The sequence below is a fragment of the Halorubrum sp. SD683 genome, assembly GCF_002135045.1.
GTDB lineage: Archaea > Halobacteriota > Halobacteria > Halobacteriales > Haloferacaceae > Halorubrum > Halorubrum ezzemoulense.
On sequence record NZ_NEWJ01000072.1, the window covers coordinates 1 to 14,353 of the forward strand.

General features: G+C 71.4%; 13 protein-coding genes. 5 read left to right on the forward strand and 8 right to left on the reverse strand.

The genetic code is table 11. The annotated features are described in order from the left end of the window. The 5 genes from B9G49_RS13635 to B9G49_RS17085 all read right to left on the reverse strand — a co-directional run. On the reverse strand, positions 1-984 hold a 984-nt coding region (locus B9G49_RS13635), incomplete at its 3' end, for a DUF58 domain-containing protein (protein WP_143414712.1). Then, the gene (locus B9G49_RS13640) at positions 981-1,532 is read right to left on the reverse strand and encodes a hypothetical protein (protein WP_086216739.1); all 552 of its coding nucleotides are present in this window, start codon (positions 1,530-1,532) and stop codon (positions 981-983) included. The genes B9G49_RS13640 and B9G49_RS13635, both read right to left, overlap by 4 nt. Before the next feature lie 58 nt (positions 1,533-1,590). Beyond that, complete coding sequence (locus B9G49_RS13645; protein WP_086216740.1) at positions 1,591-2,532, reverse strand: DUF4129 domain-containing protein; 942 nt, start codon at positions 2,530-2,532, stop codon at positions 1,591-1,593. 85 nt (positions 2,533-2,617) lie between these two features. After that, positions 2,618-3,667, reverse strand: coding sequence for an MBL fold metallo-hydrolase (locus B9G49_RS13650; protein ID WP_086216741.1), 1,050 nt, complete (start codon positions 3,665-3,667; stop codon positions 2,618-2,620). 64 nt (positions 3,668-3,731) lie between these two features. Continuing rightward, on the reverse strand, positions 3,732-4,292 hold the full coding sequence (locus tag B9G49_RS17085) for a HAMP domain-containing sensor histidine kinase (protein ID WP_321166727.1): 561 nt from the start codon (positions 4,290-4,292) through the stop codon (positions 3,732-3,734). 95 nt (positions 4,293-4,387) lie between these two features. Between B9G49_RS17085 and B9G49_RS13660 the strand changes: the two genes are divergently transcribed. The 3 genes from B9G49_RS13660 to B9G49_RS13670 all read left to right on the forward strand — a co-directional run bounded on the left by B9G49_RS13660 (position 4,388) and on the right by B9G49_RS13670 (position 8,856). Beyond that, positions 4,388-4,765, forward strand: a complete 378-nt coding sequence (locus B9G49_RS13660; protein WP_086216742.1) for a hypothetical protein — start codon at positions 4,388-4,390, stop codon at positions 4,763-4,765. Between the two features lie 455 nt (positions 4,766-5,220). Then, positions 5,221-7,509, forward strand: a complete 2,289-nt coding sequence (gene purL / locus B9G49_RS13665; RefSeq protein WP_086216743.1) for a phosphoribosylformylglycinamidine synthase subunit PurL — start codon at positions 5,221-5,223, stop codon at positions 7,507-7,509. Between the two features lie 159 nt (positions 7,510-7,668). Next, positions 7,669-8,856, forward strand: coding sequence for an ABC transporter ATP-binding protein (locus B9G49_RS13670; RefSeq protein WP_086216744.1), 1,188 nt, complete (start codon positions 7,669-7,671; stop codon positions 8,854-8,856). A gap of 55 nt (positions 8,857-8,911) precedes the next feature. Here B9G49_RS13670 and B9G49_RS16830 read toward each other — a convergent pair whose 3' ends face one another. The 3 genes from B9G49_RS16830 to B9G49_RS13680 all read right to left on the reverse strand — a co-directional run bounded on the left by B9G49_RS16830 (position 8,912) and on the right by B9G49_RS13680 (position 11,849). Further along, complete coding sequence (locus B9G49_RS16830; RefSeq protein ID WP_167373067.1) at positions 8,912-9,061, reverse strand: hypothetical protein; 150 nt, start codon at positions 9,059-9,061, stop codon at positions 8,912-8,914. 85 nt (positions 9,062-9,146) lie between these two features. Beyond that, positions 9,147-11,342 carry an LUD domain-containing protein gene (locus tag B9G49_RS13675; RefSeq protein ID WP_086216745.1) on the reverse strand — a complete coding sequence of 732 codons (2,196 nt, stop codon included), beginning with the start codon at positions 11,340-11,342 and terminating at the stop codon, positions 9,147-9,149. After that, positions 11,343-11,849 (reverse strand): lactate utilization protein C, encoded by a 507-nt coding sequence (locus B9G49_RS13680; protein ID WP_049931506.1) that lies wholly within the window; start codon positions 11,847-11,849, stop codon positions 11,343-11,345. Between the two features lie 185 nt (positions 11,850-12,034). On the opposite strand from B9G49_RS13680, the gene B9G49_RS13685 reads away from it, so the two are divergent. Next, positions 12,035-13,747, forward strand: coding sequence for an L-lactate permease (locus B9G49_RS13685; RefSeq protein WP_086216746.1), 1,713 nt, complete (start codon positions 12,035-12,037; stop codon positions 13,745-13,747). A gap of 69 nt (positions 13,748-13,816) precedes the next feature. Beyond that, on the forward strand, positions 13,817-14,095 hold the full coding sequence (locus B9G49_RS13690; RefSeq protein WP_086216747.1) for a hypothetical protein: 279 nt from the start codon (positions 13,817-13,819) through the stop codon (positions 14,093-14,095). The last annotated feature ends 258 nt before the right edge of the window (positions 14,096-14,353 follow it).

Here is a 14,353-nt window from a genome sequence, read left to right on the forward strand (position 1 = left end):
GTCGAGGAGCGCGGAGAACGCCTGTCCCGCGGCCGCGACGCTCGCCTCCACCGCCGTCTCGGCGTCCGGGTCGGCGGCGACGTACGCGGACTCGCGGGCGTCGACGACCAGCACGACCGTCGCGGAGCGCTCCTCGCGTAGTTCGACGGTGGACAGCTCCCCCGTCCGCGCCCGCCGGTTCCAGTCGATCCGCTTGAGCGGATCGCCGCGGCGGTACTCCCGGGTGGCGTGGAACTCGACGCCGGCGCCGCCCACGTCGGTCGGCACCCGACCGTGGTGGACGGTCGTCAGCCCGCGCAGCGGGAGGTCGCCGCCGGCGGACAGCTCCGGCGTACAGGCGATCGCGGTCGGCGCGTCGAGCGCGGTCGTGCGCTCGCGGGCGCCGGCCGCGTCGCGGGTGATCGCCGTCAGCGGCTCCCACTCGTGGTCGCCCCGGGCCGCGCGCACCGTGTACTCGAACGTCACCGCCGTCCCGGGTCGCAGCGCCGTCGCGACCCGAGCGGGGCCGTCGACGACCGCCAACCCCGGCGGGACCCCGTCGACGAGCCGGAGGTCCGGCAGGGCCTCCTCGCCGACGTTCTCCGCCCGGACGGTCACGCTGACCTCGTCGCCCGGCTCGGGGGCCTCGTCGCTCACCGTCCGCGTCACCGCGAGCGCCGGCGCCGACGCGTCGCCCGCCCGCGCGTACACCACGTACCCGGCGCCCACCGCGCCGGCGAGCACGAGAGACGACTGCCGGACGAGCACGCCGAGGCCGACCAGCGCCAGGGCCGCCCCCGCCACCCCCAGCCAGCGCTCCGTCTCGATCGCTCGGCGGTGTTCCCGGTCGCTCGGAGCGCCGGCGGATTCAGTCTCGGTCGCGTCGGCCGATTCAGTCTCGGTCGCGTCGCGGTCGCGTCCGACCGCGTCGCCGTCTCGTCCGGTCGCCTCACCGTCGGTCGATGCCGGCTCGGACGCGGCGGCGCCGCTTGAGGGGTCGCTCACGCCGCACCCCCCTCTATCCGCTCGATCTCGCCGATCGCGGCGCGGAGCCCGTACCAGTAGTTCGACCGTCCCCGGACCCCGGCGGAGAGCCGGACCCGGACGGGATAGGCGGTCCGGGTGTCGAAGAACGCGGCGGCGGCCGCGTCGTCCGTCCACGTCCCGTCGTCGACGGCCGTCGCCGCCGCCTCCCGCGAGCAGTTGCGGTCGCGGGCGACGGCGTCCACGGCGACCTCCCGGACCCGGTCGCGGAGGGCGCGACGGTTCCGGTAACCGCCCGGCGCCGGACTGGCCACGCGGGCGATCCGCTCGTCGAGGTCGGCACCGGGCACCGCGGCGGGCGCGCGCCGCTCCGGCTCTCCGGTGTCTGTCGGCATCCGCCGGCGGTCCCGACGCGCGTTCGCGTATCGAATCCCCTGAACCACGCCGAGGACGCCGATCAGCGTGACGACCGCCGACGTGGGGGAGAGGACCGACGCCACGCCGCGGTCGAGCGCCGCGAGGATGCCGACGGCGACCGCCAGCACTCCCGCGACGGCGAGCGGCCGCACTACCGACCACCACCGTCGGTTCCCACCGTCTCGCCCGCGCTCTCCGTCAGAGCGCGCGTCACGAGTCGCCTCCGTGCCGCTCCTCGATCCGACGCAGCGCCTCGACGGCGCGGCGCTCTCGGTCGTCGGTCGCGTCCTCGCCGCCGTATCGGACCCGCTCGAACACCTCGGTGAGCGCGGTCACCGGCTCCTCGGCGACGCCCGCGTCGACCGCGGCGGCCGCGAACTCCGCGGGCGTCGAGGAGTCCGGCCGGTCGACGTCGAGGACGTCGGTCATGTCGCGCCACGCGCGGTACACCTCGTTGTCCGCGTCCGAGGACTCGATCCGGTCCGCGACCTCGCCGGCCGTCCGCCCGACCGCGGCGAGGTCCGGCGGCTCCTCGACCGGTTCGTCGGTCCGGTCGCCGCCGCCGTCCGCCTCGTCGTCGCCGCCGGCGAGGAGCAGCGCGGCGACGCTCGCGATCACCGCGGCGACGACGACGACCGCGAACAGGATCTGCGGCGCCGACGCCGCGCCCTCGCCGCTGCCGAGCCCGCCGCCGGCCGCGCCGGTCGACAGTAACTCCGTCCCGTTGCTGCCCATCCCGAGCGAGGTGGAGACGTTCTCCGCGACCGACCGGCACGTCGACAGCACCCAGAACAGGACCGCGATCGGGGCGCCCATCACGCCGGCGACGGCGACGCTCGCGAACGGCGACCCAGTGTCGCGATAGGTGACCCCCGCGAGCAGCGTCAGGCCGACGAGCAGCGCGATCACGGCGGGCGGCTCCCTGAGGAACGGCAGACAGAGCCCCGGCGCGGAGAAGTCGCCCGCCTCCCCCGACGACGTGAGGACGCCGGGGTCGCCCGTGTCAGATCCGACGCTCGGGGCGTCTCCGCCGCTCCCGCCGAACCCGCCGCCGCCGGTGTCGACGGCGGTGTCCAGCGTCGCGGCCGCGACGCCGAGCGCGACGAGGGCGAGGAGGGCGACCGCGACCGCGACGAGGGCGTCCCGCTTCACGTCCCCGACTACGCCGGCCGCCGGGAATAGCTTTCGGCGGCGGTCGGTTTCGGGGTCGCGCCGGAACGCCCCCGGTTCTCTCCGCCTACGCGTCGTCGCTCCCGTCGACGACGTCGTCGAGCGGCGTCGTCGGGAACAGGGCGCCGACGTCGGGGTCGGGGTCGACGAGTCGGTAGGCGGTCCCGTCGGGCTCGACGACGCCGGCGTCGGCGAGGTGGTCGAGGTGCGAGAACGCCTCGCCGGGACCGTGGAGGACGTGGATGTCCTCCAGCGAGCCGAACAGCGCGGCCGACACCTCCCACGCGGTCGCCGGCCCCGAGTTGTCGAGGACCCCGATCACCCGGCGGGTCCGGTGCCGATGGTGGTCGAGGATCGTCGCCGCGCGGCGGCTCGGCTCGTCGATCCGCTGACGGTGCCCCGGATGCGCGGCGTCGAAGTCGCGGTCGACGATCCGCGCGAGGCTCTCGGCGTAGGCCGCGAGCGCACCCTCGACGCGGATGTCGGCGCCGCCGACGTTGGGGGTGTACTTCGGGAGCAGCGCGTCGCCCGTGAACGCCTCCTCGGTCGCGTCTTCGCCAGCGATGGGGCCGTGGTCCGACACAGCCCGCGGGTCGAACGCGAACCCGGAGAGTCCCGCGGTGTGGCCGGGAAGGTGGAGGGCTTCGAGTTCGACGCCGCCGGCCTCGATCGCGTCGCCGTCCGCGAAGGTCGTCACGTCGGCCGGTCGCCCCGAGAGGTCCACGCTGACGGCGTCGAAGAACTCGATCAGCCGCTCCTGGTCGGCGGCGGGCATCCCCCACCGCTCGAACGTCTCGCGCTGGAGGTCGCGGTCGGCGAACAGCGGCGTCTCCGTCCCGTCGACGAGGCCGGCGTCGGCCTCGTGGACGTACACGTCGGCGCCGCCCTCGGCCTGGACCTCGCCGGCGAGTCCCGCGTGGTCCGGGTGCCAGTGGGTGAGGACGACCGCGTCCACGTCGCCGAACGCGTGCCCGTACTCGGCGAGGCCGTCGGCCAACTCCTCGCGGACCTCGGGGAGCGCGACCCCGGTGTCGACGAGCGCCGTCGTCTCCCCGTCCAGTAGGTACACGTCGTTTTCGCCCTCGAAGACGGTGTTGCCGAGCTGAATCCGTTTCACACAGCCACGTCGGCTGCCGGGCATTTCACCGTTTCCACCGCCGGCTCCCGCCCCGGCGGCGCCGTCACTCGATACCGACGCCGGTGAACTCGGAGCGCGCCCCGCCGTCCGGACCGTCGGTGACGCATACTGCCCAGCCGTGCGCCTCGCCGACCCGCTCGACGATGGCGAGGCCGAAGCCGGTCCCGTCCGAGTCGGTCGTGTGGCCGGCCTCGAAGACCTCGCCGCGCTCGTCTTCGGGGAGTCCGGGGCCGGCGTCCGCGACGTAGAACCCGCCGTCGAGGTCGCCGACGGTGACCGTCACGTCCGCGCCGCCGTGCGAGACGGCGTTCCGCAGGAGGTTCTCCAGCACCTGTTTGAGCCGACTACGGTCCGCGCGGACCGTCGCCGTCGCCTCCGCGCGCACTGTCGCGTCCGCGGTCCCGACGCTCCGCCAGCACTCCTCCGCAATCGCTCCGAGGTCGACCGGTTCGAGCGACTCCAGTATCGTCTCGTACCGTCCCAGGTCCCGCGCTCGACGGTCCGGGTCTCGGTCGCCCGTCGCGTTCGATCCCCCGTTCCGGGCGGCCGATAATGAACCGTCGCTCGGCGTCGGCGAGTCGAGAGACGAGCGTCGGCCGGTCAAGCGACGGGCGTCGGCGGGTCGGTCGCTCGGGGGTAGCGGTACCGGTCGCCGGAGCGATCCGTTGAGGCTTTGCTTCTGCCGCTCTTTCCGATCCCATGGAGTATCAACCGGGCGTGTGTAACATCGGACCGACACAGCAGCGACGGCGGCTCCTCCTCGGCGTCGGGTCGCTCGCGCTCGCGGCCGCGTTCGTCGCGGCGGCCGTCTCGTTCGCGTGGCCGCGCTGGTCGCTCATCCTCTCCGTCTTCCCGCTGTACGGCGCCGCGATGGGCGCGTTACAGTACCGCGAGCGGTTCTGTATCGGCTTCGCCGGCATCGGCGTCTTCGACGTGGGCGGGGGGACGAGCGAGATCGAAAACGAGGAGGCGCTCGCCGCCGACCGCAGGAAGGCGGTCAAGCTCAACGCGAAGGCGATGGCGCTCGGCGCGGCCGGGACGGTCGTCGTCTTCGCCGCGGTGACCGTTCTATCATAAATCTCGCTCGGCGTTCCGGCCGTTTAGTTATAACCAGGCCACTCTGGCTAAATCGCCGTCGGCAGACCGACGACGAACACTGCCGACGGTCCGGCCGGTCATTCGTGACTGATTGCCGGCGGATCGGTCGTGGGAACCTCCTCGAAAGCCCCACCCGCTCGGCTATAGATCGTTGCGGCCGTGAGAGCCTCCTCCAAAGCCCAGCCTCCCGGCTGCCCCTTTGAGTCCCACTCCGCACAGCCCCGCACCTCACACCTCCCCAGCCTCGTCGGTGGTCCTCCGCTTCGCTTCGGCCCACCGACTCCCTCGCGCGTGCTGGCTTCGCGGCCGCCGGTGGCGGCCGCTCGCAGGCACGCGCCTCCGAGACCGCTAACTGTGCGGGATCCCGCTCGGTGTATCACCACGAACGTGCGTATAGAAAAGCATTAGAACCGGCTCGATGACCACGTAAGTGAATGAGTCTGTCCGATGCGGACCACGAGCTCGTGACCGCGGAGCTCGGCCGCGAGCCGACGGCGGCGGAGGCCGCGCTGTTCGAGAACCTCTGGAGCGAGCACTGCGCGTACCGCTCCTCGCGGCCCCTCCGGTCGGCGTTCGACAGCGAGGGCGACCAGGTCGTGGTCGGCCCGGGCGACGACGCCGCGGTCCTCGCGCTGCCCGAGCCGGACGCGGCCGACGACCCCGCGGCCGAGCGCGACGCCGACGACTACGGTGACACGTACGTCACCTTCGGCGTCGAGAGCCACAACCACCCCTCCTTCGTCGACCCATTCGACGGCGCCGCGACGGGCGTCGGCGGCATCGTCCGCGACACGATGAGCATGGGCGCGTACCCGATCGGCCTCCTCGACTCGCTGTACTTCGGCGGCTTCGACCGCGAGCGCTCCCGGTACCTCTTCGAGGGCGTCGTCGAGGGCATCTCCCACTACGGCAACTGTATCGGCGTCCCGACGGTCGGCGGCAGCGTCGCCTTCCACGGCGGCTACGAGGGGAACCCCCTCGTCAACGTCGCCTGCGTCGGCCTCACGAACGAGGACCGACTCGTCACGGCGACCGCACAGGAGCCCGGGAACAAGTTGGTCCTCGTCGGGAACGGCACCGGCCGCGACGGGCTCGGCGGCGCGTCCTTCGCGAGCGAGGACCTCGCCGAGGACGCCGAGACCGAGGACCGCCCCGCGGTCCAGGTGGGCGACCCCTACGCCGAGAAGCGCCTGATCGAGTGTAACGAGGCGCTGATCGACGAGGACCTCGTCCGCTCGGCCCGCGACCTCGGCGCGGCCGGCCTCGGCGGCGCCTCCTCTGAACTCGTCGCGAAGGGCGGCCTCGGCGCGCGGATCGACCTCGACGCCGTCCACCAGCGCGAGCCGAACATGAACGCCACCGAGATCCTGCTCGCCGAGAGCCAGGAGCGGATGTGCTACGAGGTCGCCCCGGACAACGTCGAGCGCGTCGCCGACCTCGCCGAGCGGTTCGACCTCGGCTGCTCGGTCATCGGCGAGGTGACCGACGGCAACTACGTCTGCGAGTTCGCCGGCGGCGCGGACGGCGAGGGCGGCGCGGACGCCGACGGCGCGACCGACCGGGACCCCGAGACCGTCGTCGACGCGCCCGCCGAGTTCCTCGCGGACGGCGCGCCGATGAACGACCTCGAAAGCGAGCCGCCGAGCGAGCCCGACCGAGACTTGCCCGCCGACGAGCCCTCGCTCGACGAGGCGGTCGCGGCCGTCCTCTCGGCCCCGTCCACCGCGAGCAAGCGCTGGGTGTACCGCCAGTACGACCACGAGGTCGGGACGCGCACGGCCGTGAAGCCCGGCGACGACGCCGCGCTGCTCGCGGTCCGCGAGACGGAGCCGACCGACGAAGCGAGCGAAACGGCCGCCTCCGCCGACGGCGTCGGCCTCGCGCTCGCCTCTGGCGCGAACCCGAAGTGGACCGCGGTCGCGCCGTACGAGGGCGCCCGAGCCGTCGCCCTCGAGAACGCGACAAACCTCGCCGCGACCGGCGCGGTCCCGCTCGCCGCGGTCGACTGTCTCAACGGCGGCAACCCCGAGAAACCCGACGTGTACGGCGCGTTCGAGGGGATCGTCGACGGCCTCGCGGACGCCTGCGCCGCGCTCGACGCGCCCGTCGTCGGCGGCAACGTCTCCCTGTACAACGACAGCGTCGAGGGACCGATCCCCCCGACGCCGACGCTCGCGGTGCTGGGCACGCGGCGCGGCTACGACGCCCCGCCCGCCGCGCTCGACGCCGACCGCGCGGCCGACTCCGTGCTTCTGCTGGTCGGGTCCGGCGGCGACGCGCTCGGCGGCTCCGAGTACCTCGCGCACGCCGGCGGCGGCGACCGGTTCCCGACCCTACCCGACGAGTCCGGGGCGGCCGACGACCTCGGGGGCCTCGTCGCGTCGCTCGCGGCCGCCGCCCGCCACGAGTCGACGCTCGCGGCCCACGACGTGAGCGAGGGCGGGCTCGCGGTCGCGCTCGCCGAGCTCGTGACCGACGACGCGGGCGTCGACGCGACCCTCCCGGACCGCGTCGCGGCCTTCGACGAGACGCCCGGCCGCCTGCTGGTCCAGACGACCGAGCCCGAGGCGGTCGCGGCCGCGGTCGGCGACCTTCCCGTCTTCCGGCTCGGCGACGTGACGACCGACGGGGCCCTCTCGCTCACCGTCGGCGACGAGTCGGTCGCGCTCTCCGCCGCGGCGGTGCGGGACCACCGCGACGTGATCGAACGCGAACTGGCCTGAGCCGTCGCTGTGCGCGCGGTGAGCGGCGAGACGGTGCTACATCACCGCGCGGTCACTCGATTTCGACGCCCCGAGAGCGAGCGATACGCTTTTAGGTGCTCCTAAAGTATGTGGCGGCAACCGCGGGACGCCGGCCATTCCGGTGCCCGCCCCTCATCGATGGCATCCACGGAACCAGTCGGCACGACGCGCTCGACCGAGTCGGACGACGCGACGGCCGATCGATCAGACGACTCCGCGACCGACCACCGGGCGAGCGCCGCCGCCGACGACGGGGCGACCGCCGCCGCGGACCCCGTCCTGTCGCTGTCCGAGGTCACGAAGGCGTTCGGCCCCGAGACCGCCGTCGACGACGTCTCGCTCGACGTGCGGTCCGGGGAACTGCTGACGTTCCTCGGCCCCTCCGGGTGCGGCAAGACGACGACGCTGCGCACCATCGCCGGCCTCGAAGAGCCGACTGAGGGGCAAATCACCCTCGGCGACGAGGTCGTCGCCGGCGACGGGTCGTTCGTCCCGCCGGAGCGGCGCGACGTGGGCATCGTCTTCCAGAACTTCGCGCTGTTCCCCCACCTCACCGTCCGCGAGAATATCGCGTTCGGGCTGACCGACGCCGACGCCGCCGAGAGCGAGGCGCGCGTCGACGAGCTGCTCGAACTGGTCGAGATGACCGACCACGGCGAGAAGACGCCCGACCAGCTCTCCGGCGGGCAGAAGCAGCGCGTCGCGCTCGCGCGTTCGCTCGCCCCCGAGCCCGAGGTACTCCTCCTCGACGAGCCCTTCTCGAACCTCGACGTGCGCCTCCGCGTCGAGATGCGCGAGGAGGTCCGCCGCATCCTGAAGAAGGCGGGCGTCACCGCCGTCTCGGTCACGCACGACCAGGAGGAAGCGCTCTCCATCTCCGACCGCGTCGCGGTGATGAGCGACGGCCGGATCGAGCAGGTCGGCCGCCCCGAGTCCGTCTTCGAGCGCCCCGAGTCGAAGTTCGTCGCCTCCTTCCTCGGGCGGGCGTCGTTCCTCGAAGGAGAGCTCCGCGACGGGAAGGTCGACACCGGCATCGGCCGGTTCGACGCCGTGACGCTGGAGGGATACGACACCGTCTACGACGGCGCGCCGGTCGACGTGCTCGTGCGCCCGGACGACCTCCGCGCGACCCCCGCGACCTCCGAACTCGCCGACGGCGTCGTCACCTCGCGGCAGTACGTCGGGCCCTCCTTCGTCTACCGGGTCGAACTCGACTCCGGCGAGGCGGTCCACTGCCTCCACAACCACGTCGAGGAGTTCGACCTCGACGAGCCCGTCTCCCTCGAACTCACCGCGGACCACCCGCTCGCCTGGTACCCGCGCTAGGCGAGTCGCTGCCGGCGGCCGAACGACTACGGAAAAACGCGACGAGCGACGGCGTTCAGAAGGTCGCGAGGAACGGGACGGCGTACGCGATCAGCAGGCCGACCAGCGTGACGGCCGCGCCGACGCCGACCTCGCGGCTCCCGAATTCCTGCATCGGTGCGGTCACGCGCTTGTCCGGGTCGGGCTCGTGCGAGTGGTCGTCCATAGTCCCGGATCCGACCGGGGAACATATAAGCCCACCTGAACTCGACGGCCCCGACTCGCGGAGCGACGCGCCCGGAGCGGGCGCGTCAGCGACGGTCACGCCGCGCGTCGAGGAGCCGGACCGGATGCGCGGGCCGCCGCGTGAGCAGGGCGTCGAGCTGTTCGAGACAGGACGTGCCGCTGGCGACCACCGTCCGGTCCGCGGTCTCGTCCGTCGTGAACTGGTCCGCGAGCGTCTCGCCGACGTCGACGCTGAGGTCGTAGTACTCGGACTTGTAGCCGAAACTGCCGGCCATTCCGCAACACTCCACGTCGGAGGTCACCACGTCGAACCCCGCGTCGTCGAGGACCGCCGTCGTGTACGGCTCCAGGTCCAGCGTGCGCTGCTGGCAGTGGCTGTGGTAGGCGATCCGTTCGCCGTCGCCGTCGGGGAGCGCGCCGAGGTCGGCGCCGTTCTCCAGCAGGCCGTACACGTACTCCATCACCTCGTAGTTGCGCTCCTTCAGCGCCTCGTGTTCCTCCGTCGGGAGGAGCCGACCGTACTCGCGGTGGAACATCGCGAGGTCGGAGGGCTCGATGACGACGACGTCCCGGCCCGCCGCGACGGCCGGCGCGAGCGCCTCGTACACGGCCTCGGCGTTCGACCGTGCGGTCGCGACCATCCCCTGCGAGAGCGGCGCGCGTCCGCTCTCGCCGGCCGCCGGCACGTCGACGTGGACGCCGAGCGACTCGAGGACCCGGACGGCCGCCTTCCCCCGCTCGGTGCGCACGTAGTTGGTGTACGCGTCGGGGTACAGCGTCACGCGCTCGCGCGCGGCGTCGGGGTCGACCCGCGAGCCCCGGTCCGCGAACCAGTCGGCGAGCGATTCGCGCTCGAACCGCGGGAGCTCGCGGCGGCTGTCGACGCCGAGCGTCCGTTCCAGCACCGATCGGGCGGGCCCGGCCTCCGCGACCCAGTTCGACAGCGGCGCGAACGCCGACCCGAGCTTCGCCAGCGTGTCGAAGTTCCCGAACAGGCGCTTCTGGAGGTCGATCCCGCCCGGATCCGCGTCCGGCGTGAGCCCCTCGACGAGGAAGTCGAGGTCGCTGTCCGTCCCGCGGTTGATGCGGTCGCGGACGACGGTGTTGATCCACGGGATGTCGATCTTCACCGGACACTGGTTCACGCACCGGCTACACCCCGTACAGAGGTCGTTGAACTCGGCGGCGCTCTCCTCGCCGTGGACGCCCGCCTCCCAGCCGGTCGCGATTCCGCCGGAGTACGTCTCGCCGCCGAAGGCGTGGCCGCCCACGTGCTGGAAGTTCGCACAGGAGTTCGCGCACGCCGAACACCGGATACAGTACAGCGTCTCCCGGAGCTGGTCGTCGTCGCGCATCTCCATCCGGCCGTTGTCGATTAACACGAGATGGAAGTCGCGCTCGTCGCCGGAGCCGAGCGCCTTGTCACCGAACGTCGGGGAGTCGGTCGGCGGGGTGAGAAGCGAGACGTAGGAGGTGATGTCCTGGCCGGTCCCCGACCGACCGATGAGCTCCACGAACGGCTGGAGGTCCTCGACGCTGGGGATCACCTTCTCGACGCCCGCGACCGCGACGTGGGTGTCGGTCGCCTGAACGCACTTCCGGGCGTTGCCCTCGCTCGTCACCAGCGCGAGCGTCCCGGTGTCGGCGGTGACGAAGTTCGCGCCCGTCATCCCGACGTCGGCGTCGCGGATCTTCTCGCCGAGGTGTTCGCGGGCGAACCGGGTCAGCTCCTCGGCGGTCTCCGGGGGGTCCTCGGGCTCGAACACCTCGTCGAACAGCGCGGCGATTTCCTCCCGCGACTTGTGGATGGCCGGGGCGACGATGTGCGACGGGGCCTCGTCGGCGATCTGGAGGACGAACTCGGCGAGGTCGGTCTCCCACACGTCGGCGCCGTCCGCCTTGAGGGCCTCGTTCACCTCGATCTCCTCGCTGGTCATCGACTTCGACTTCACGGCTGTGCGGCCGTCGACGACCTCCGTGATGTAGCGGTTCGCGTCCGCGGCGTCGTCGGCGAGGTACATCGTGCCGCCGTTGGCCTCGACGGCCTCGGTCACCTCGTCGATGAGCTCCGGCAGCCGCTCGATCGCGTCCTCTTTGATCGCCCGCGCCTCGTCTTTCAGCCGCTCGTAGTCGTCGAGGTCGCCGGTCGACTCGTAGCGTCCCTCGTTGAACACGCGCGTGTTCTGCTGGACGCTGTCGCCCTCGGTGTCGAGGATGTGGCGGATGTGTTCGGCCTTCCGCCGTCGGTTCTCGGCGCTCATCTACCTGTCCTCCACCAGCACGACGGTCACGTCCATCGGCCCGTGCGCCCCCTTCACGAGCGCGCCCATGTCCGCGGTGGCGCTCGGTCCGGTCGCGATGATCGACTGCCCCGCGCCGTCGCGGACGTCCGCGGCGAGGCGGTCGAACGCGGCGTCCATGTCCGGCAGGACGTCGTCCGCGGCGACGACCGCGACGTGCTCGTCTGCGTACAGGCTCACCGGCTCCTCGCCGGCGGCCCCGCCCTGAATCACCACGGACCCGTAGTCGGCGATGCCGTATCCGGCGGCGGTGACGCCCGTCGCCGCGGCTTCGAGCTCGGCGACGGTCGGGTCGGTGTTCACCGCGTCCGGGAGCGAGACCCCGTCGAACGGGAGCGGCGCGCCGACCGCCGGGTCGTCGAGCAGCGGCGCCAGCGCCGACTCGAACCCGTCGGCGGTCGTCCGGACGCACTCGACGCCGACCTCGTCGAGCGACGACTCGAAGGTCGCGATTGACTCGACTGACATACGCCGTGGTTGCTGTAACAGCCTAATGGGTGTTTCCCTATACGCAGTTTCTTAACGGGATACATAACGTATCTTTCTCATCGGACGCCCGGCCAGTACCCAACTCCTCGCCAGTAATATCGTCAAAAAAGAAAGTTACATATGGATCGTTGTGAGACGCCCAAACACGGTCGAAAGACATACTCATGACAAACGTACTCTCACTGGCGTTCGTCGGCGTCATTCCGATCGGCGTCGCGTTCGTCCTGCTCGCCGGACTCAGGTGGTCCGCCGCCCGCGCGATGGGGGTCGGGTGGCTGCTCGCCGGGGGGATCGGACTCACCTACTGGGGCATGGAGATCGACTGGCTGGCCGCGTCGGCCGTCTACGGTGCGTTCCAGGCGGTCGACATCATCCTGATCGTCTTCGGCGCCATCCTCCTGATGAACTACCTCGAGGGGAGCGGCGCCATCGCCACTATCAGGTGGTACTTCGGACAGATCGAAGAGGACAGACGCATCCAAGTCCTGCTCATCGGGCTCGGCTTCATGACGATCATCGAGGGCGCCGCCGGGTTCGGGACGCCCGGGGCGCTCGCCGCGCCGCTGTTCATCGGCCTCGGCTTCCCGCCGCTGGCCGCCGCGGTGTTCGGGCTGTTCTTCAACGCGCCGAACCCGCCGTTCGGCGCCGCGGGGACCCCCGTCATCGGCGGCACCGGCGCCGTCATCGACCCGGCGCTCTCCGGCTCGATGGGGGTCTCCGAGTTCCTCTCGATGGTCTCCGCCTGGTCCGGCATCGTCACGGGCGTGACGTACGTGTTCTGGGGGCTGCTCGGCGTGTTCTTCCTGACGTACTGGTTCGGTGACGCCGACGGCGGCCGGAGCGTCGGCGGCGCCGTCCGCGACACGCTCCCCATCGCTCCGTTCGCGCTCCTCCTCGGCGTCGTCACCGGCGGGACGCAGCTGGTGGTCGCGTGGTTCGTCGGGCCCGCGCTCCCCGACATCGCGGCCGGGTTCGTCGTCCTCGGCGTGGGGCTCCTGCTCGCGAACAACAATATCCTCATCCCCGACCGCGAGTGGGACTTCCCGACCGACTCGCAGTGGAGCGACACCTGGCTCGGCGGCCTCGAACTCGACGAGATCTCCCGCGACCAGCCACAAAAAGAGATGTCGGTGCTGCTGGCGTGGACGCCGTACCTCCTCGTCGCGCTCGCGCTGCTCGCCACGCGGTGGCCCGACCTCACGGTCGCCGGCACCGCCGTGCTCCCGTGGATCCAGAGCTTCACCGTCGGCATCGACTCGATCCTCGGCACCGAGCTCGGGTACACGCTCCAGTACCTCTACCTCCCGGGCACGATGCCGTTCATCCCGATCGCCGTCCTCACGGGCCTCATCCACAAGATGGACATCGACGAGATGGGCGCGGCGTGGCGGCGCTCTGCGGAGCAGGTCGCGCCCGCCGCGCTCACGCTGATCATCGCGGTGTCGATGACGCAGGTGATGATCCAGTCGCAGACGAACACCGCGGGCCTCCTCGGCATGATGGAGGCGCTCAGCCGCGCGCTCGCGATCGGCGCGGGCGGCCTGCTCCCGATGATCTCGCCGTGGATCGGCGCCATCGGCTCCTTCATGACCGGGAGCAACACCTCCTCGAACATCCTGTTCAGCGTGCTCCAGTACAACGCCGCCGAGACGGTCGAACTCTCCCGGACGATCGCCGTCAGCCTCCAGAACGTCGGCGGCGGCCTCGGCAACATGGTCTCGGTGCTGAACGTCGCCGCGATCTGCGGCGTCGTCGGCATCACCGGCCGCGAGGGCGACCTGCTCCGGAAGGCGATCGTCCCGATGGCCCTGTTCGCGCTGTTCGCCGGGCTGTTCGGAATGCTCCTGAGCTACGTCCTCGTGCCCGGGCTGTTCTGATCCTCCCGGAAACGCTTTCCCGCGACCGCCTCGGAAGACAGGTCGAACGACTCAACGTCGAAGACCGCTATGAGCGACTCACGAACGCCTGAGGAGGGCTCGGCCGGAAGCGATGACGGCCCCCAGCGACCGCCCCGCTACGAGCAGGTGATCCGGTGGGCCGAGTACATCAAAACGCAGCCGCCGCAGGTGTGGGGGCCACAGCAGAACGCGGTCGTGAACGGCCATATCGAGAGCGCGCAGGCGGTCGACGTGAGCGCCGAAGAGAAGAAGCGAGTCCGGGAGTTCGCGGACGAGACGTTGCGGGCCGAAGGTGAGCCCGACGAGGAAAATAACAGCGAGGAGTAGATCGACGCCCGAGCTCAGCCGTAGAGTCTCTCGTCGATGTCCGCCTCGTCGGTCGCGACCCCGGAACTGATACGGTCGTGCGAAAGTATTTCCCAATATAGTCGTATTCTATAGTAATGGGTCGGTTGGATGGAATCACTCTGGAAGAACTTCACGAGCTACGTGAGCAAACAGCGGGAGAGATCCCGCGAGAACGTGTTCTCGCGGCGATCGGCCGAAAGCAGGGAGACAATCTTGACACACTCGCTGAACGCCATG